The organism is Rhodococcus olei, from assembly GCF_039540555.1.
In the GTDB taxonomy this organism is placed as follows: Bacteria; Actinomycetota; Actinomycetes; order Mycobacteriales; family Mycobacteriaceae; genus Rhodococcus_G; species Rhodococcus_G olei.
This window is the reverse complement of record NZ_BAABFB010000050.1, coordinates 332,599-351,350: the sequence shown is the minus strand read 5'-3', so window position 1 is coordinate 351,350 and position 18,752 is coordinate 332,599. Positions and strand designations below refer to the sequence as shown.

9 protein-coding genes are annotated in these 18,752 nt (G+C 71.7%); 6 read left to right on the top strand and 3 right to left on the bottom strand.

Going from position 1 to position 18,752, the window contains the following annotated elements; translation table 11 throughout:
• Positions 1–251 precede the first annotated feature (251 nt).
• Positions 252–863, bottom strand: coding sequence for a hypothetical protein (locus ABD951_RS17120; protein ID WP_345347361.1), 612 nt, complete (start codon positions 861–863; stop codon positions 252–254).
• Positions 864–1,237: 374 nt separating this feature from the next.
• On the opposite strand from ABD951_RS17120, the gene ABD951_RS17115 reads away from it, so the two are divergent.
• Positions 1,238–3,838: a LuxR C-terminal-related transcriptional regulator gene (locus ABD951_RS17115; RefSeq protein ID WP_345347358.1), complete on the top strand. Its 2,601-nt coding sequence runs from the start codon at positions 1,238–1,240 to the stop codon at positions 3,836–3,838.
• On the opposite strand, the gene ABD951_RS17110 is transcribed toward ABD951_RS17115, so the two are convergent.
• Positions 3,819–6,404: a helix-turn-helix transcriptional regulator gene (locus tag ABD951_RS17110; protein WP_345347355.1), complete on the bottom strand. Its 2,586-nt coding sequence runs from the start codon at positions 6,402–6,404 to the stop codon at positions 3,819–3,821. The genes ABD951_RS17115 and ABD951_RS17110 overlap by 20 nt on opposite strands.
• A gap of 95 nt (positions 6,405–6,499) precedes the next feature.
• Complete coding sequence (locus ABD951_RS17105; RefSeq protein WP_345347352.1) at positions 6,500–9,805, bottom strand: DUF4185 domain-containing protein; 3,306 nt, start codon at positions 9,803–9,805, stop codon at positions 6,500–6,502.
• Positions 9,806–10,016: 211 nt separating this feature from the next.
• Between ABD951_RS17105 and ABD951_RS17100 the strand changes: the two genes are divergently transcribed.
• The 5 genes from ABD951_RS17100 to ABD951_RS17080 all read left to right on the top strand — a co-directional run bounded on the left by ABD951_RS17100 (position 10,017) and on the right by ABD951_RS17080 (position 18,718).
• Positions 10,017–10,838 (top strand): hypothetical protein, encoded by an 822-nt coding sequence (locus tag ABD951_RS17100; RefSeq protein WP_345347349.1) that lies wholly within the window; start codon positions 10,017–10,019, stop codon positions 10,836–10,838.
• A 259-nt stretch (positions 10,839–11,097) separates the two neighbouring features.
• A complete protein-coding gene (locus ABD951_RS17095) occupies positions 11,098–11,301 on the top strand; it encodes a cold-shock protein (RefSeq protein ID WP_345347346.1) in 204 nt (67 codons plus the stop codon).
• Positions 11,302–11,523: 222 nt separating this feature from the next.
• Positions 11,524–13,239: an Ig-like domain repeat protein gene (locus ABD951_RS17090; protein WP_345347343.1), complete on the top strand. Its 1,716-nt coding sequence runs from the start codon at positions 11,524–11,526 to the stop codon at positions 13,237–13,239.
• A 48-nt stretch (positions 13,240–13,287) separates the two neighbouring features.
• On the top strand, positions 13,288–15,006 hold the full coding sequence (locus tag ABD951_RS17085) for an Ig-like domain repeat protein (protein ID WP_345347340.1): 1,719 nt from the start codon (positions 13,288–13,290) through the stop codon (positions 15,004–15,006).
• A gap of 196 nt (positions 15,007–15,202) precedes the next feature.
• Positions 15,203–18,718, top strand: a complete 3,516-nt coding sequence (locus ABD951_RS17080; RefSeq protein WP_345347337.1) for a protein kinase domain-containing protein — start codon at positions 15,203–15,205, stop codon at positions 18,716–18,718.
• The last annotated feature ends 34 nt before the right edge of the window (positions 18,719–18,752 follow it).

Below are 18,752 nucleotides of genomic sequence, written 5' to 3'. Positions count from 1 at the left end.
GCGAGCTTGCCCGCGGTGGTGTGGATATCAGGGACATTCGACGCCGCGGTCGCGGCGGGCTCCTGGACGGTGGTCACTGTGGAGTACCTCTCGATTTCCTCGGGTGTGTGACTCGATCGCCGGTCACACTACTCGGCGAGGTTTTGTCACATTCAGCGATATCTGCTATCGGCCCGATTCTGCGTTCGGGCTGCCGGAAGCAGCGAAGGACCCCGGCCGCCGGACACCGGCGCACCGGGGTCGCCCGATTCTCACTTCCGCTCGGCGGACACCAGCATCGGTTCGCGCATGTCGTAGTACGACACCTCGCCCATCAGCTCGGTCTCCTCCTCGAACAGCGACCGAAGGTCGTCCGGGACCTCCACCTTCTCGTGCAGCCGCGCCTCCTTCTCGGAGGTGAAGTACACGGCCTCGACATAGCCGTCCTTGCCGTCGCTGCACAGGGTGCCGCCGATGATCTCGGGACGCAGCTCGTGCACCCGGTCGCCGACCTGGGTCATCAGGTCCACCATCCGGTGCGCGTCGCTGGTGTGGCCCTCCATCACCTGGACGAAGCCGGCGTGGTCCGAGCCGCCGCCCATCCACTCCGTCACCTCTGCGCAGTCCGTGAACGTCACCGGGCCGTCGAAGCAGCGCTCGGTCTCCGCCCACCACGCACCCTGCTCGGGCCGTTCGCTGTTGCGCAGCGCCGCCTCCTGCGACTCGAACCGGGCCAGGCAGATGAACGTGCCGTCCGAGCAGGTGCCGCTCGTCGACCCCAGGTAGCCGGTCGCTCCCGGCGCCAGCTCCTCGTTCCACCGGTCCATGCACCGCTGCAACCCGGCCTCGTCGCCGACCTTGCCCTGAATCACTTGAATGAACATCGCCCTCTCCTCAGGCGGGTGATCGACCCGCTCGCGAGTAGACCGCCGGTGGCCGGCGGGCGAGGTCCACCGCCGATTCCGGGTCCGCTGCACAGAAACAGCGCCGCCGACGGCCCGCGACCGCGACCACTGCGCACTCAATCTTTCGCGCGCACAGTGGGCGACGCAAGACACCCAGCGGCTCCACAACCGCCGGAGACGGGCGCGCGTGTCACCCGGACGTCCGTGCCGCCGCGCTGGTCAGGCGGGTCCTGTCGGGTCAGCACCCGGCGGGGCTCTCGCGTCGGCGCGCCGTCGGGCTCGGGGACGATCCGTCGTGCCGTCCCTCGCGGCGCGGGTCGGCCGGACAGCTGCACCGGACTAAGATCATTCCGGTGAACCTGCACTGGCCGGTGATCGAGCGACCTGCGGAAACCGCCGCGATCGCCCGGGCGGTCGGGTCGGCGGACGGGCCACGGGGTGTCGTCGTCGACGGGCTCGCGGGGACCGGAAAGACCACCCTCCTGAAGGAGTCCACCGCTCGGTCGAGTCGCCCGGTCACCTGGGTCGCCGGTACGACCGCCGCGCAGCACACGCCTTTCGGCGCGCTGTCCGAGCACCTCGGCCCGCGGTCCCCCTGGGATCTGACGTCGCGACTGTCGGACACCCGCCGAGCCTTGACCGAGCACCTGCCGAACGGCACCGTCGTCGTCGACGACGCCCACCTGCTGGACCCGCTGTCGGCGACCCTGCTCAACCAGCTGGCGACCAGCAGCACTCTCGCACTGGTGGTGTCGACCCGGACCGGGGAGCCCGTTCCGGATGCCGTCACGGCCCTGTGGAAGGACCGCGGATTCGTCCGGGTCACGGTCCGCGACTTCGAGCACGCCGAGAGCGACGCGGCGCTCGCCGCTGCACTCGGCGGACCGGTGGAAAGCCTGACTGCCGAACGGATCTGGACCGAAACACAGGGCAACCCCCTGTACCTCCGCCATCTGGTCGAGGGCTCCCATGCCGCCGGCCGGCTGCGCTGCCGCAACGGGATCTGGCAGCTGCGGGGCGAACCGGCCATCACGCTGGAGCTGGCCCTGCTCCTGCACACACGCTGTCGCCGGGCACCCCCGCCCGCCCGCCGGGTGGTCGAGCTCGTCGCCTTCGGTGAACCCCTCGCCCTGCCGGTGCTGAGCGAACTGGCCGGCGAGGAGGCGATGATCGCCGCCGAGCGCGCCGAGCTGGTCCGCTTCAGCCGGGAGGGTTCGATGCTGGCGGCGCGGCTCGCCCACCCGTTCCTCGGTGAGGTGGTGCGCAAGAGCGTGGACGAGCGCACCGCCCGGCAGATCCGGGGCGAGATCGCCGCGCTCCTCCGCTCGCACCCCGGACGACCGGCCGACCGGATCCGCGCGGCGGAACTCTCGCTCGACAGTGACCGGCGCGTCAGCGCCGACACGCTCACCGTGGCCGCGGAGGAGGCCGCGGCGCTGGGGGCGTTCCCCCGTGCCGAGAACCTCGCCCGCGCGGCCACCGCCGAGGGTGACGGTGTCACGGCGCGGCTGATTCACGCCCGGGCCCTCGCCTGGACCGATCGGGGCGCCGATGCCGAGCGTCTGCTGTCCGCGCCCGATCCGACGGCACTGCCCGAGGCGGACCGGCTCACCCTCGTCATCGCTCGTGCGGCAAACCTGTTCTGGAACCTCGACGCTGGCCCGGAGTCGCTCGAACTCCTTCGACTGGAGCGGTCCCGTCGTGCGACGGACCGAGCGGCGCGCGACTGTCTGGACGCGGTGCGCGCGGCGATCGACGTCTCGCTCGGCAACGCCGACGACGGGCTGCGAACGGCTCTGCGGGTGCGGCGATCCGTGTCCGCGCCGCCCGCCGCACGGGTGTGGGCGGCGAGCGCAGGCGCACTCGCGCTGGCGATGACCGGGCACGGTCACGCGGCACCCGCATGGGCCGACGGGGCCCTCGGCCTGATCCGCTCCGACACCGCCGGACTGCGATTCTCCCTGGGGCAGGGCGAGATTCTGGCGCTGGTCCACAGCGGGCAGTTCGATCGCGCCGACCGGTCCGCCCGACGCTATCTGACGATGGCCGCCGACAACCCTGCCGCCTGGTTCGGGATCAGCGCCCTGATCGGCAGGCTCGACCTGGCCAAGGGCGACGTGCCTGCGGCGCAGGCCCGTCTGGCCGAGGCCGCGGCGGGCCTCGAGCGATCCAATGTCGGCTGGCGCGGAATCGCAAATCTCGCTCTGGCCCAGGCGTTCGCCGTGTCCGGCCGAACACCGGAGGCGACCGCAGCGGTCCGCGTGGCGGAGGCTGCGATCGGGGAGCATCGGCTGCTCTACCGCCCCGACCTGGACATCAGCCGCGCATGGGCCGCGGCCTCCGGCCGCAACACGAGTGCCGCGATCGAGTTCGCGCGGCGGGCGGCGAGCCTCGCGCACACGTCGGGTCTGCTGGCCGCGGAGGCGGAGGCACTGCACGCCGCGGTCAGATTCGGTGACACGGCGGGCGCGCCCCGTCTGCTGTCACTGGCCGACCTGATCGACGGGCGCCTGGTGCAGCCGATGGCCCGGCAGGCGACCGCACTGTCGTCCGCCGACGGCGACGAACTGGTCCACGCTGCAGGGCAATTCGACGGTCTCGGGGCCAGGCTGCTCGCGGCGGACGCCTACGCCCAGGCGGCGGACGCGTACCGCCACGCCGGCGACCGGCGCCGGGAGCTCCGATCCGCCGCACACGCGCACGCTCTCGCCGACGGCTGCGGACATGCCCGCACCCCCGCCCTCGTCACGGCCGCGCGGGCGCTGCCGCTCACGGACCGTGAACGGCAGATGGCCCTGCTCGCCGCGGCCGACCTGACGAACCACCAGATCGCCGACCGACTCGGCGTTTCCCCCCGCACCGTCGAGGGGCACATGTCGCACGTGATGATGAAACTGCAGGCGAGGGACCGCGCGGACATGATCCGGACCGTACTCATCGAGAACGGGGCGTGACGTCCGAGGCCTGGCATCGAGACATCTTGTCCACCAACCCTTCTCGATCGTGGGCACCGAGCTTTCCGGACGCGCGGTACACGTGCCCCTCGACCGTCCGAACCGACAGGGTCAGGCGTTCGGCTATCTCCCTGTTCGTCAGCCCGTCGACGACGAGCGACACGACGAGTCGCTCCCGCTCGGTGAGGGACGCCGGGCTCTCCGCCGCGGCCAGGGCCGGAGTGCGCGCCCCACCGCACCGCGCGGCAAGCCGCCGGGCGGTGGCCACCGACCGCATCTCCTTGCCGGTCCGGCCGGCCCGTCGATGCATGAGCGCCGCCTGCGCCGCAGCGTCGAGGGCCCCGAGCAGCGCCCCCATTTCGGCGAATTCGTTTGCTGCCCTGTCCAACCCGTCTCCGTCCCGCGCTTCGAGCGCACCCGCATGGGCGGCCGCGGCGCGGACGAACGGGCCGTCGACGCGACGGGCCAGTCCGCGCAGCCGCCCGGCCGCGGACCGGTCCCCGAAACGCACCGAGGTGTGCAGAGCGACGACCTCGACCCCGAACATCGACCCCGCCCTGGCCAGGGCGGCGGCGCGGCGGGCGGCGGCGATCGCCCGCCGGTGCTCACCGCGCGCCGCCGCGACCCATGCCCGGGCGAGCAGCAGGTCGGGCTCGAACGACGCCAGGTACCGGCCGTGGACCGCGTCGGCGCGGTCGAGCGCGTGCGCCGCGTCCCCGGCCCTGCCGCGCGCCCCCAGCACCTGGGCGAGCTCGACCGAGCACAACCCGATCCACATCCGCTGCTCGCCCGACACGGCGGCCGCACCCGCCCGGCGAAACTCCTCTTCCGCGCGGTCCAGTCGCCCGGTCGCCCGGTGCGCCAGCCCGCGGATGTACGCGTCGGTCACCGATCTCGGCCGGCCGACGACCTCGGGACCCGTGTAGCGCTCGAGAACGGTGTCGATCCCGGCGAGATAGCCGGCGAGGGTGACGGCGGACATCTCCGCTACACCGATCCGGCCCGCGACCACCGTCGCGCCCGCGGGTCTCGCCGCACCGAGCGCACGTGCCGCGAGCATGGGCACCCGGTCCGCGCGGCCCGCCCGCGCCAGGGCGCACCCGCCGGCCGATGCCACCACCGTCAACGCCGGGCCGAAGCAGTGCTCGGCCTCCACGAGAGTGTCCGCCAGCTCGAGCGCGCGCGGCAGGTCGTTCGCGAAGAAGTCGAACGCCACCGTCACGGACACCAGCAGATCCCGGGCCGCCGTGCCCGTCGTGCGAGCGGTCAGCGCCGCCAGGGCGCGATACGCCTCGACGACCCGGTCACTCGCGTACAACCCGCACACGCGCGACAGTTCCCACACGACGAGTTCCGGCTCCGACAGGCGTCGCGGGTCGAACTCGGTGAGCAACGCGTCCGCGGCACCGGCCCGGCCGCGCCATCGCGTCGACTGCGCGAGGAGCGCGCCGGCCCGGACACCACCGCCGCGGGCGAACGCTGCCGCGGACACCCGTTCGGCCAGGGCGTCGTCGCCGAGCGCACAGGCCCGTTCGGCGGCACCGACGAGAGTGGCGACGTCGACCTCGACGTCGCCGTCGAGGGAGAGCTCCGCCCGCCGGGTCGGATCGGCTTCGGCACCCCCGCCTGCGAGAGCCCGGACCAGGCGCCCTCGCACGGCCCGCGCGGCGAGCACGCCGGTCTGCGCCCGGAGCAACACGCCGAGCACGGGGTGGCTCAGCCGCGCCGTCCGTCCCCCGTCGACCCGCAGGAATCCGCTGGACACGGCCGCGGCGACCGCGCCCGGCGAGGCCAGGCGGCCGAGCAGGTCGACGTCGAGCGTCCCGCCGAACGCCGACAGCAGGAACACCTCGTACACGTCCGCTGCACACCCGCGGAGGCGGGCGCCGAGCAGCGATTCCAGTGCCGCGGACACCACGGGTCGCCCGCCCAGTTGCCAGATCCCACCGCACCGATGGAACAAGCCCGCGTCCCAGGAACCCTCCACGAGGTGCCTCAAGTACAACGGATTACCCTCCGACGCCTCCCACATCCGGTGCAACGCCACCCGGTCCACCGGATCACCGAGAGCAGCCTCGACCGCCTGCTGCGCCTCGTCCCGGTCGAATGCCGTCAGTTCGACACTCCCGAGCACACCGTCGCCGAGAAGCGCACGGACCGAGGCCGTCCGACCGCCCGAACAGGTCACCAGCAGGCGCAGGCGGGCGTCCGCGGCCAGCGTCCGGATCAGTTCCTCCGACAACGGGTCCAGAAGGTCGGCGTCGTCGACGACCAGCGTCGCACCGTCTCGGCGTCCGAGTGCCGCACGCGCATCGGCCAGCGCCGTCACCGGATCCGGGTCGGGACCGATGTCGAGCAGGTGGGCGAACGCGCCGAGCGGAAGGTGGCGGCACGACTCCGTGCCCGCCACCCACAGGCAGTCCCGATGGTCGCGCGTCGAGATCGCCCGCGCCAGCGTCGTTTTCCCCACGCCGAGTGGGCCGACGAGGATCATTCCACGCGCGGACCCCCCTGCGGTGGAAGCGCTCTCGTCCCACCGCGGGATCAATGGCCACCGCAGGACCATGTCCGAATTGTATAGTCGGGTCGCGGGATGAGCGGGCCCGATTCATCCGATCGCCGAAGCGACCACCGCCGATGTGACCCGTCGCGGTCACCGGATCAGCCGTGATCACCTCCGTTCCGGCCGGTTGCCCGGCCGTCGACTCCGGCCGCGCCGTCGTCGTGGAATCCCGCCACGCGGGCCACCGGGATCTTGAACTGCAGGACCCGGTAGGGCCAGCCGGCATCGGGACCCTCGGTCTTCCACTGGCTGAGCAGGATGTGGAAGCCGGAGCCCGGCGTGGATCCGGGGACGATCGACGGCCCGTACAGCTGTGCAACCGCGTCGTCGCCCTCCTGCCCCCAGCCGACCCCCCGGATCGGGGTGCTCGTGTGCACGTCGTAGAGGTTGTCGGTGATGTTCGCGAACACCCGCACGTCGATGTCGTACCCGCCGACGTTGGAGGAGTCGAAATTGACGAACACCCATTGGCCCTCGATCGATCGCAGGCACAATTCCCCGAACTTGCCCGCGGACCCCACGCCCTCGAGGACCGGCGTGGGCTCGTTGCCCCACCCCCACGCACCGTCGCGCCAGCCCCAGCCCTCGTAGGCCGACGGCTGCGCGATCCGATCCGCGCGCACGCGGCGCAGGATCAGCGGCTTGTCGCGCTGGAATCCGGTGGAGAACACGTACACCCACCCGTCCGCGGCGACATCCCAGGTCCACAACTGCGCGAGCCCCCGGTGCAGCCCCGGGTCGAACTTGGCGCCGGTGTGCTGCCAGGTGTGGCCGTCGTCGACCGACTGCCAGATCTCGGTCCAGACCACGTTGCCCAGTCCCTTGTTGACCATGGCGTGCAGGTACATCGTGTCGCCCACGGTGATGACGTCGGACGGCAGCACGGTCGAGAACACCGGGTTGTCGTGCGGGTAGTCCCACAGTTGGCGGGCGTGGTTCGGGTCCCCGCCCGCCGCCTCGCTCCACACGATCCCCTCGTCGAGGTTCTTGGTGTCGGAGAACAGCGCGACCGGTGCCCGCCAGTCGCCGTCGCCGACCCGGGGTCCGCGGAAGGTGTCGCCGAACACCGCCAGGATGCGCCCCGACGGAGTGCGCGCCATGACGCCGAGATCCGTTGCCGCCATGCCGAAACGGTCGGTCAGTCCCGGTCCGGTGACGGCCTTGATCTTCATCGAGCGCGGGGTCGCGGGCCCCGGGTCGATCGGGGCGACCGGCCTCGGCGGCTCGGCTGCAGGCAGCCGCCATCCGTGGCGGACGACCTCGTTCCACTCGCCCTCGTACACGTTGCCGGTGACCGGCCGGCCGAACGCCTGCTGCATGCGGGTGGCGGCCCGCCTCGTGGCGTTGTCGTGGATGCCCGAACCAGGGAGCCCGAGTGCCTCCTGCCATCGTCTGAGCCCGTCCTTCGAGGACTGCGGTTCGTTGCCGTACGTGTTGGACCACGATTCGGTCGGCCCGTCCAACGGCCCCCAGTAGTGCCCGGGCGGGAGCGGGAAACGGTCGGGGTCGTCCGGGACCCCCGCGTGGCGTTTCGCAGCGGCGAGCACGACGTCGTACGGGAAGGTGTCCGGCACATCCCAGTGCGTTCCGTCCTTGAAGCCCTTGAGGATCACCGATCCGTAGGTGTAGTTGTTGTGGCTGCTGACCCCGCGCAGGTTCGCCCCGACACCGGCGATGTCCACGCGCTCGATCGGAACGCCGTAATCCTTCGCGACGGTGGCGATGACGAACGCCACCATGTCGAGCATCGTGTCGTGCTCGAGCCACTGCTCCCTGGTCTTGGGCCGTTCCTCGCGGTTCGGGTTGGGTCCGGTCCAGGAGCCGGTCGTTCCCGAGGTACCCACCATCGCGATCTGAACGCTCACCCGGTTGTCGCCGAGCACCCCCCACGCGGTGTTCTTGGTGGTGACCGTGCCCAGGATGTGGGTGTCGTCGACGAGGTAGTGGTAGCTGCCGTTCTGCTCGCGCGTCTGGAAATCCGCGACGTTCTCGGCGCGCGTGATCCAGTCCTGGTTCTCGGTGGTGTGCAGGTAGATTCGCAGGTACTCGCCGTGGCCGGGGTCGTATCCCGGTCCGCCGCGCCACGTGATCGGGTAACCGGTCGCCCCGCGACCCGCCGCCGACCCGTCCGGTTCGGGTGCCGGCGAGACAGGCTGTGCGACAAGGGCACCCGCCACACCGGACGATGCCGGGTCCCACTGCCCGAAGGGCTCGCGGAGGATGCGGTTCCGATCGACGCCGACGCCCGCGACGTTCTGCGCGTCGATCTCGAACTGGTGCAGGTGAGCGGCGGGGTGAATGCGACCCTCGCTGCCCCAGTTGTGCATCCAGAAGTAGGTGCCGACGCCGTCACGCAGCGCCCACTCGATCGTCGGGTGGTTGCAGTAGACGCCCATCCGGTCCCTGCCCAGCCGGTCCTGCCACGCGAGCAGGTACGGACGGACGAGGCTGTCCCACTGCTCCTCGCTGGGCGAGGCATCCACCGACACGTAGATCGGGGCGGTGTCGGGCCCCCCGGCCTCGCGGTGGATCTGGATGCCGCGCTCGGCATCACGACGCCCCCGTTCGGCCCCGCCCAACCAGTCCGACTTGCCGAACTGGAAGTTGGAGACCACCACCAGACCCTGCGCGCGCAGGTCGTCGGCCTCCTGTTTGCGCAGCGGTTTGCCGAGCATCCATCCTGCCCGGGGATCGGCGACGTAGCGGATGGCGCCCACGAATCCCGCGGACTTGATCTGCAGCGCGGCCGGCACGCCGGCGGAGTAGTCCACCAGCGTCGCGCCCACCAGCGAGCCGCCGCCGTCGACGTGCGGCGCCAGTCGCGGATCGGCTGCATCGAACAGCCAGGTGGTGTCGGGATTCAGGTCGGGCCCACCGAATCGTCCGGGCGCACCGAACGTCTCGAAGTGCAGGTGCGGACCGGTCGAACCGCCTTCGGAACCGACCACCGCGATCTGCTGGCCCGCGTGCACGGGATCGCCGTGTCGCCACTGCCGGCCGGTGTGGGGGTTGACGAACGACGACGGAGGCATGTGGCCGAAGATGAAATCCAGTCCCCAGTCCTCCTGTGCGTCGAGGACGAGCCAGGAGCCGAAGCCCTGCGGGTCGTCGTTGATCCCGACATGGGCCATGGTGCCGTCGGTGGGTGCGTAGACCGGGGTGCCGCTGTCCGCAGCGAAGTCGACGCCTCGGTGGTCGGGCCGATCCGGGGTCCGGTAGCCACTGCTCTCGCCCGAGTACGTTCCGGGGGCGAGCGGGTGATAGCGCTTCATGATTGCCTCGACGGTGTGAGCGGGGCCGTTCCGGTGTCCGGCGGGCGGTGTCCGGCGGGCGCCCCGTCCGGGCACCGCCGGGGTTGCGCCGCGGGGTTCCTCGATCATCCCGACCCGCGTCGGGGTCGTCATGCGTAGCCGGGTACTCGATTTTCACCGTGTCGACCTCAGCCCGCACCCCGGGTCCCGCGAACCGCCTCGACGGGGCTGCCCGCGCCCGAAATCGAGTAGCCGATCACGGATGCCCGTCGGCGGACGGACGTCCCACAATCGACGGATCGCACGGTGCTCGGGCCGCGACGCACCGTGGGCAGCGAGTTCGTTCGTCGTCCGTGGAGCGGGGATGACCATGAGTGCAGCGCACGTCACGTCACGCGAATACAAGATCATGCTGCGCGCCGCGATGTTCACCGGAACGGAGGACATCGTGCTCCGGAAAGCGGACGCATTCCGGCACGCGTCCGAAACTCCGATTCGCGCCGTCGCGTTCGACATCGACGGGACCCTCGATTCCGTCTCCAAGCGGCGCCGCATTCGCTTCGTCGACACGCCCGGGCAACACCTGCGACGGCACGACTACATCCTCCGGGAGCGCACCGACGTGGTCACCGGACAGCGGGAAACGACCCTGAAGTTTCGCCATCCCGATCGCTATGTCGCACAGGACTGCCACCTGTCCACGGATGAGCCGGACTGGGGCACGGCGAAATTCGAGGAGGACATCAAACCTCCGCATCACTCCCTCTACAGCTTTTCCACCACACTCGAGATCGGTGCCGGCCGGCGGCTCGACCGCCTGAAGGACGCGACCGGCCTGTATCCCGGACTCGCCGACCAACTTCCCTCGATCGACGGGCACGAGCCCATCTCGACGGTCGGCGCGTCCACCATCCGGGAGCTGGTGCTCACCGGGGCCGACATCCAGATCGGAAGGTCACCCAAGGTCGAGGCCAAGTGCGCACTGATCGTCTGGTACGACCTCGACAAGGATCCCGAGTCGCCCGTGGTGGTCGAGTTCAGCTTCCGGTACGGAGACAAGAACGAGCAGTACGCGGGAGCCGTGGCGCGCCACGCCCACGACGCCTTCCTGTCGCTGCAGGGCCCCGCGCTCGCCGACTGGGTCGATCCCGAATCGATGACGAAGACGTCCTACGTGTACAGCTGACCGACTGCGCTCCCGGCCGGCTCTCGATGTCGGTGGCGCGGGCCCCGGGCAACCTCGACGAACGGACCCCCGCCGCGACCGGCCCGTCGCCGGTCGGGGTCGACCCCCGGGTCGCGAGCAGCTGTTCGAGGCCGCCGCGACGCGCCGAAGGACCGGGAAGTATAGACCCGCTGTCGACACCCCCGGCCAGAGCTGGCAGGCTGTAGTCGAGACCAGCCCTCGTCCTGAGGACCGGCTCGCAGTTACAGGAGCAAAAAAAGTGGCACAAGGCACCGTCAAGTGGTTCAACGCGGAAAAGGGTTTCGGCTTCATCGAGCAGGACGGTGACGGACCCGACGTCTTCGTTCACTACTCCGAGATCCAGTCGTCGGGTTTCAAGACCCTCGACGAGGGCGCGCGAGTCGAGTTCGAGATCGGCCAGGGCCAGAAGGGCCCGCAGGCCACCGGCGTCCGCGCCATCTGAGCAACCCCGTCTGCCGGGAGGCCCGTCACGGGCGACTCCCACCGGACGACCGAAGGGCGTCTCCGTATCCGGAGGCGTCCTTCGGCACATCCGGCCCCTCACCGGACGCAACCTGGACAATCGTTCATATATTTGCCGGATTCTCCTGATTCGGACGCGGGTGCCGTGTTGGAATGCACGGTCATCTGCGCCCGACATCGACACGAGAGACCCGGTCCATCCATGCTTCGACACCCCCTGCGCGGCAGCGCGGCACCCATCGGCGCCGTCGCCCTGACCGCGGGGCTCGCCCTGATCGGCACCCCCGCCTCCGCGGACACCGTCAACTTCCAGACGTCCTGCCAGGCCACCCCCTCGACTTCGCTGGCCGGCCCCCAGCACAAGGTCGTGGCCGCGTCCGCGACGGTCACCGCGCCGGCTACGGTCACGCCCGGACAGACCTTCACGTACCGGATCCAGCCGGGCCCCGGCTCGTACCCGGACTCCGAATCCGGCGGCACCACCGCCGGGCTGTCGCGGCTCAAGTTCGACTTCGAGATCCCGGCCAACGCCACCCTCGTCGAGGCCACCGTCGTGCCCGGCACCGGCGCGAACCTCGGCGGTGTCGCGGCGAACGTCCTGCGGGTCAACAACTCCGGCAACGTCGATGCGGCGGGGCCGTTCCTGCGGCTGTCCGGCAACAACCAGGTGATCGGGAACAGCCCCACCTCCAGCGGCAACAGCGAGGGCGGCATCACCGCACCCAAGCTGAAGAAGAACCTCGACGGCAGCGCCAACTCCGGCGGCAACAGCGTCTTCCAGCTGCCCGCCGTCGACGTCACCGTCGTGGCCGGGTCGGCCGCAACCATCACCCCGACCCTGCGGGTGAGCGGCAACGCCGCGAACTACAACGCCGACGAGAACTACAGCACCTCGCTGGCCAAGGCCAGCGCGCCGCTCGTCGGCACCGTGTGGGCGCCGACCCGCTGCGTGCCCAAGAACTCGAGCACCGGCGCGCTCAACGCCGGCGGCGGCCCGCTCGCCACCATCACGGTCGCCGCCCCGGACCAGGCCACCACGACGACGCTGTCCGCGCCCGCGACGGCCACCACCGGTGTCGGCGTCGAATTGAAGGCCACCGTCGCGCCCGCCCCGACGGGCGGCACCGTCCAGTTCAAGGACGGCGACACGAACATCGGCGCGCCGGTCCCGGTCACCGGCGACACCGCGACGCGCACCCACACGTTCGCGACCGCAGGCGCGCACGCCATCACCGCGGTCTACAGCGGCGGCGCCGGGTTCACCGGCTCCACCTCCGCCGCGGCCACCGTCGCGGTGTCCGGCCCGGCGCCGGTCGACGTCGCGACCGCGACGACGCTGACCGTGCCTGCCACCGCGACCGCCGGGTCCGCGGTCGGGCTCACCGCCACCGTCGCGCCCGCGCCGGTGGGCGGCACCGTCCAGTTCCTCGACGACAACGCCCCGATCGGCGAGCCGGTCGACGTCGTCGGCGGCGTGGCCACCCTCGCGCACACCTTCACCGGCACCGGCCACCACAACATCAGTGCCACCTACAGCGGCGCGGCGGGCTTCCTCGGCTCCCGTACCGCGTCGGCCACCGTCGAGGTGAGCGCACCCGCACCCACCGACGTCGCGACGGTGACCACGGTGACCGCGCTCGAGACCGCCACGGTCGGGCAGAAGATCGACCTGTCGGCCACCGTCGCGCCGTCCAGCGCCGCCGGCACCGTGCAGTTCGTCGACGGCACCACACCGATCGGCGCCCCGGTCGCCGTGGTGAACGGCACCGCGATCCTGCCGCACACCTTCACCGCGGCCGGCGACCACAGCATCACCGCCGTGTACAGCGGGGCGCCGGGCTTCGTCGCCTCCACGTCCGCGCCGTTCGCGGTGACCGCGACCGCCGCCCCGAAGCCCGCCGGCCCGTTCGGGTCCTGATCGGTGCGGCCCCGCAGATTCTCCACACCCCCATCCAGGAGTAGTTCGATGTACCCCACCCCCCTGCGCCGCGGCGCGGCGGCCCTCGCGGCCACCGCGCTGACCACCGGCGCACTGCTGCTGGCCGCGCCGGCCGGCGCAGCCCCGAGCACCGTCGACTTCAACGCCGCGTGCTGGGGCAAGTTCAAGAGCCTGCTCGACAACACCAACAAGACGATCGCGACGGGCGTCACCGTCGACGCCCCGGCCAGTGTGGTCACCGGCAGCACGTTCACCTACCGGGTGCAGCCGAAGCAGATGACGCTGCCGCGTGACGGCGAGAACCTGCGGATCCGGGCGAGTGTGTCGCGGCTCAAGGTCGACTACGAGGTTCCGGCCGGGTTCGTCTCGGCCACCGTCGTCCCCGGCACCGGCGTGGGCCTCGGCGGGGCGGCGCCGACGGTCACCCGGGTCGCCGACAACGGCACCCCGTCGGCGACCGGCACGATCCTGCGTCTGTCCGGAAACAACGAGACCGTCGGCAACGGCCCCAGCACCGACGACGGCGCCGAGGGCGGCATCGTCGTGACGGCCGCCGGATCCGGCGACACCACCTACCGACTGCCTGCGATCGAGGTGACCGTCGTGGCCGGCCCCGCCGGGTCGACGGTCACCCCGAAGGTCCGGACCGCGGGCGCGGCCGCGAACTACAAGGCCGACGAGAACTTCTTCACCTCGCTGGTGCGGGAGAAGGACCCGGTGTTCGGCGTCTCCTACTGGTCGGCCACCCGGTGCGTGCCCAAGGACGGCACGAACCCCGGCTCCGGTGTCCCGCTGAACGCCGGTGGCGGACCGCTCGCCACGATCAACGTCACCGCCCCGCCGGACTCGACCACCAGCACGACACTGACCGCTCCGGCGAGCGCGAACACCGGCACGGCAGTGGACCTGACGGCCACCGTCGCGCCGGCGCCGACCGGTGGCACCGTCCAGTTCAAGGACGGCGAGGACACGATCGGCGGACCGGTCACCGTCACCGGTGGCACCGCGACGCTGAGCCACACGTTCAGCACCGCGGGAGCGCACGCGATCACCGCCGTCTACAGCGGCACCCCCGGCTTCGCGGGCTCGACCTCGACGCCGGCGACCGTGCAGGTGAGCGTGCCCACCGTCGACACCAGCACCACGCTGACCACGCCCACCCACGCCAAGACCGGCGTGGCGGTCGGCCTCGCCGCGACCGTCGCACCCGCCCCGACCGGCGGCACGGTGCAGTTCTACGACGGCGGCGCGAAGATCGGCGCTCCGGTGACCGTCGCCGGCGGCGTCGCCGTCCTCGCGCACGAATTCGCCACCGAGGGCAGCCACGTGATCACCGCCGAGTACAGCGGGGCACAGGGATCGGCGCCGTCGACCGCGGCCGCCACGACGGTGGCGGTGTCCACGCCGGCACCGAACGAGGCCGCCACCACGACGACGCTGACCGCGCCCACCCCGGCCACCCAGGACGAGGCGATCACGCTGACCGCCACGGTCGCACCCGGCCAGGCCGGCGGCACGGTCCAGTTCTACGACGGCACCACCGCCATCGGAGCCCCGATCCCGCTCGCGAACGGCACCGCGACCCTGTCGCACGCGTTCGCCTCGGCCGGCGCGCACGGCATCACCGCGGTCTACAGCGGCGGACCCGGCTTCCTCGGATCCACCTCCGACGCGCACGTGGTCAACGTGACCGCGCCGTCCACCCCGGGCGGCGGGGGCGGTAGCAGCAACCCCTTCGGTTCCTGACCGCACTGATCCACCACGGCAGCGGGTGCGTCCGTCCGGGCGCACCCGCTGCCGTTCGTCGTCGGTGCGGAACCGCCGTCGGGCCCGGTCACGGGACTATCCTGGACTGCGACCCGCACAGCGAATCGACCACGATGACGACGGAAATCCTGGGCACCCGGTCCTCGCGCGCCGCCGCTCGCCGGTGGAGGTCCCGGTGAGCGCGCAGGATCCGCGCGGGTCCGCGCGGGAGACCTCGCACGGCGTCGTGGACGATCTCCGCGCGGCCGGGCTCGTCGACGCCGTCGAGATCGGACGTGGCGGATTCGGCGTCGTCTACCGGTGCTCCCAGCCGGCTCTCGACCGGACGGTCGCGGTCAAGGTCCTCAGCGGCGACCTCGACCACGACAGCCTCGAACGCTTCCTGCGGGAACAGCGGGCGATGGGTGCGGTGTCGGGACACCCGCACATCTGCAACATCCTGCAGGTCGGCGCCACGGGATCGGGCCGGCCGTACATCGTGATGCCCTTCCACCGGCGCAACTCGCTGCAGGAACTGATCCGGCGGGACGGCCCGCTGGACTGGCCCGAGGTGCTCCGACTCGGCGTGAAGATGGCCGGTGCGCTGGAGACGGCCCACCGGTCCGGCACCCTGCACCGCGACGTCAAACCGGCGAACATCCTGCTCACCGAGTACGGGGAACCACAGCTCACGGACTTCGGGATCGCCCGCACGACGGGCGGATTCGAGACCGCGACCGGGCAGATCACCGGATCGCCCGCCTACACCGCCCCCGAGGTGCTCGAGGGTCGCGCCCCCAGCGTCCGCTCGGACGTGTACAGCCTCGGCGCGACCCTGTTCTGCGCGCTGACCGGGCACGCCGCCTTCGAGCGGCGCAGCGGGGAGCAGGTGGTGGCGCAGTTCCTGAGGATCACCCGACAGCCCGTGCCCGATCTGCGCAGCAACGACATTCCCGCCGACGTGTGCGCCGCGCTCGAGTCGGCGATGGCCCAGGACCCGGGCCAGCGTCCGGCAAGCGCCGCGGAGTTCGGGACGATGCTGGAGAACGTCGCGTTCGCACACGGCCTCGGCCCGCTCGAGATGGCACTGCCGGAGGCATCCGAGGCCCCCGCCGCCGGCCACGCCGGGTCCGTCACCGGGACCTGGCACCCGGACCGCACCCGACGGCAGACGGGCACCCAATGGCGGACCGGCACCCGCCGATCCACCACGATCACCCCGCCCGCACCGGCAACACGCTTCCGCCCGCCGGTCATCGGCCGGGCCCTGGTCTCCCGGGCCCGGCTGATCGACCGACTGCGGGCCGGTGGGCGACGGCGCCTGACGGTGATCCACGCCCCGGCCGGATTCGGCAAGAGCACCCTGGCCGCCCAGTGGAGCGCCGCACTGGCCGCGGACGGCGTCGCCGTCGCGTGGCTGACGGTCGCCCCGGACGACGACAACGTGGTGTGGTTCCTCGCGCACCTCGTCGAAGCGATCCGGCGGGCGGCCCCGGACGTCGGCGAGGAACTCGGGCAGATACTCGAGGACCACGGGCACGACGCCGAGGCCTTCGTCCTGAACTCCCTGATCAACCGCATCCACACCTCCAAACAGCGCGTCGCGGTCGTGATCGACGACTGGCATCGGGTGACCAGCCCCGAATCACTTGCCGTACTGGACTATCTTCTCGACAACGGCTGCCATCACCTCCAGATCGTGGTGACCAGCCGCGCCAACACGGGTCTGCCGCTCTCCCGCATGCGGGTGCTCGACGAGCTCATCGAAATAGATTCGGCAGCACTACGTTTCGAGGAGGACGAGTCCGAGGAACTGCTCGTCGGACTCGGCGGCCTGAAGCTCACCCACACCGACGTCGCCGGCCTGTGCAGATCCACCGAAGGCTGGGCTGCGGCACTGCAACTCGCGTCGCTGTCGCTGCGCAGGCAGGCGCGACCGGAGGAACTGATCGAGCACCTCGCCGAACAGCAGTCCGTGGACGAGTTCCTCGCCGAGAACGTCCTCGACACCCTCGAACCCGATCTCCTCGACTTCCTGCTCACCACCTCGATCACCGAACGGCTCAGCGGGTCCCTGGCATCCGCGCTGTCCGGAGAATCCCACGGCCTGGCCCGGCTCGAGGAGGTCGCGGCGCGGGACCTGTTCCTGCTCCGGCTCGACGACGAGTCGCCGCGGCACACCACCGGGTCGGTCGACAGCTGGTTCCGCTACCACCACCTGTTCGCCAAGTACCTGCGCCGCCGACTCGAACGCGACCACCCCGAGCGGGTCGTCGCGCTGCACCGGACCGCGTCGCGGTGGTTCGCCCAGCGGCACCTGGTCAGCGAGGCCGTCGACCACGCCCTGCTCGCCGGCGAGGCCGACGCCGCGGTCGCACTGGTCGAGCGGGACGGCCTCCACCTGCTCGAGCACTCACGGATGATCACGCTGCTCGGACTCGTCGACAAGCTCCCCCCTGCCACCGGACGACCGCGACTGCAGCTGATCCTCGCCTGGGCCAACGTGCTGCTCCAGCGGCCGGCGGCCGCCCGCCGGGCCCTCGCGCTGGCCCGCGGCGCACTCGAGGCCGAACCGGACGAGGACCTGTCGGTGCAGGCCGACGTCGTCGAGGGGGCGATCGCCGCGTTCTCCGATCGGCCCGCGGGAATCGAACGGTTCGCCGAGAAATGCCTCGCCCGACCGCAGGTGCACACCCCGTGGGTCGTGTCCGCCGCCGCCAACACCCAGATGTTCGCCGCCCTCTACCGGTTCGACTTCGACGCCGTCGCACGGTGGGGGGAGTGGGCCGCGCCGTACTACCAGGCGATGAGCGGTCCGTTCGCCACGATGTACGGCTACTGCATGGTGGGGGTGGCCGCGAGCGAGCAACTCGAGCTCGAGACGGCCGAGGACTGGTTCCGGCGCGGACTGCGGGTTGCCCGCGAAATGTCCGGTCCGCGTTCGCATTCCGCACGGCTGGCGGCCGCGATGCTCGGCGACCTGCTGTACGAGCAGAACCGGCTCGACGATGCGGAACAGCTGCTCGACGAGGGGTTCGAACTCGGCGACGAGGGCGGGATCGTGGAGTTCATGCTCGCCCGGTACGTCACCGGCGCCCGGATCAAGGTGTGCCGCGGTGACCCCGACGCCGCCGCGAAACGACTCGTCGAGGGCGCGCGCACCGCCGACGCCCTGGACATCCCGCGCCTGCGGGCGCGCATCGACAACGAACGCGTCCGGCTCGAATTCCCGGTCACCACCCGCACCCGGGCGCCCCGGTACCCGTCCCTGCCTCCGGTCGACGCAGTGCCCGACGGCAGTGCGGAGATCACCGCGCAGCTCGAGGACGCGACGACCGCACGCCTGCTGGCCCGCACCGGGACCGCGGCCAACACCGCGCGGGCCTGCGAGATCGCGCAGGCCTGGGTGGACCGGCTGGCCGCCACCGCGCGCCCCCGCGCCCGCCTGCAGGCGGACCGACTGCTCGCCGCGTGCCTGTTCGCGTCCGGGCGGGACGCCGAGGCGCTGGCCGTCCTCGCGAGCGTGACAGCGCGGTGCGCCCGGTGCGGCCTGATCCGGTACGTGCTCGACGGCGGGCCGGCCGTCGTCGCCGGCCTCGCCACACTCGAAGCGGCCGCGACCGCCGGCAGCTGGGACCCGGCCTGGGCGGTCGTGCCGATCGAGTTCCTCGGCGAACTCCTCGCGGTCGCCGGGACCGACGCCGCGCGGTGAGCACTCGCCGGGACCGGTGCACGGCGAAGGCGCC

Bases quoted from the DNA above. Each gene is read 5' to 3' on its own strand.
- ABD951_RS17120 (WP_345347361.1), bottom strand. From the start codon at position 863: ATGTTCATTCAAGTGATTCAGGGCAAGGTCGGCGACGAGGCCGGGTTG.
- ABD951_RS17085 (WP_345347340.1), top strand. From the start codon at position 13,288: ATGTACCCCACCCCCCTGCGCCGCGGCGCGGCGGCCCTCGCGGCCACC.
- ABD951_RS17110 (WP_345347355.1), bottom strand. From the start codon at position 6,404: ATGGTCCTGCGGTGGCCATTGATCCCGCGGTGGGACGAGAGCGCTTCC.
- ABD951_RS17100 (WP_345347349.1), top strand. From the start codon at position 10,017: ATGACCATGAGTGCAGCGCACGTCACGTCACGCGAATACAAGATCATG.
- ABD951_RS17090 (WP_345347343.1), top strand. From the start codon at position 11,524: ATGCTTCGACACCCCCTGCGCGGCAGCGCGGCACCCATCGGCGCCGTC.
- ABD951_RS17105 (WP_345347352.1), bottom strand. From the start codon at position 9,805: ATGACGACCCCGACGCGGGTCGGGATGATCGAGGAACCCCGCGGCGCA.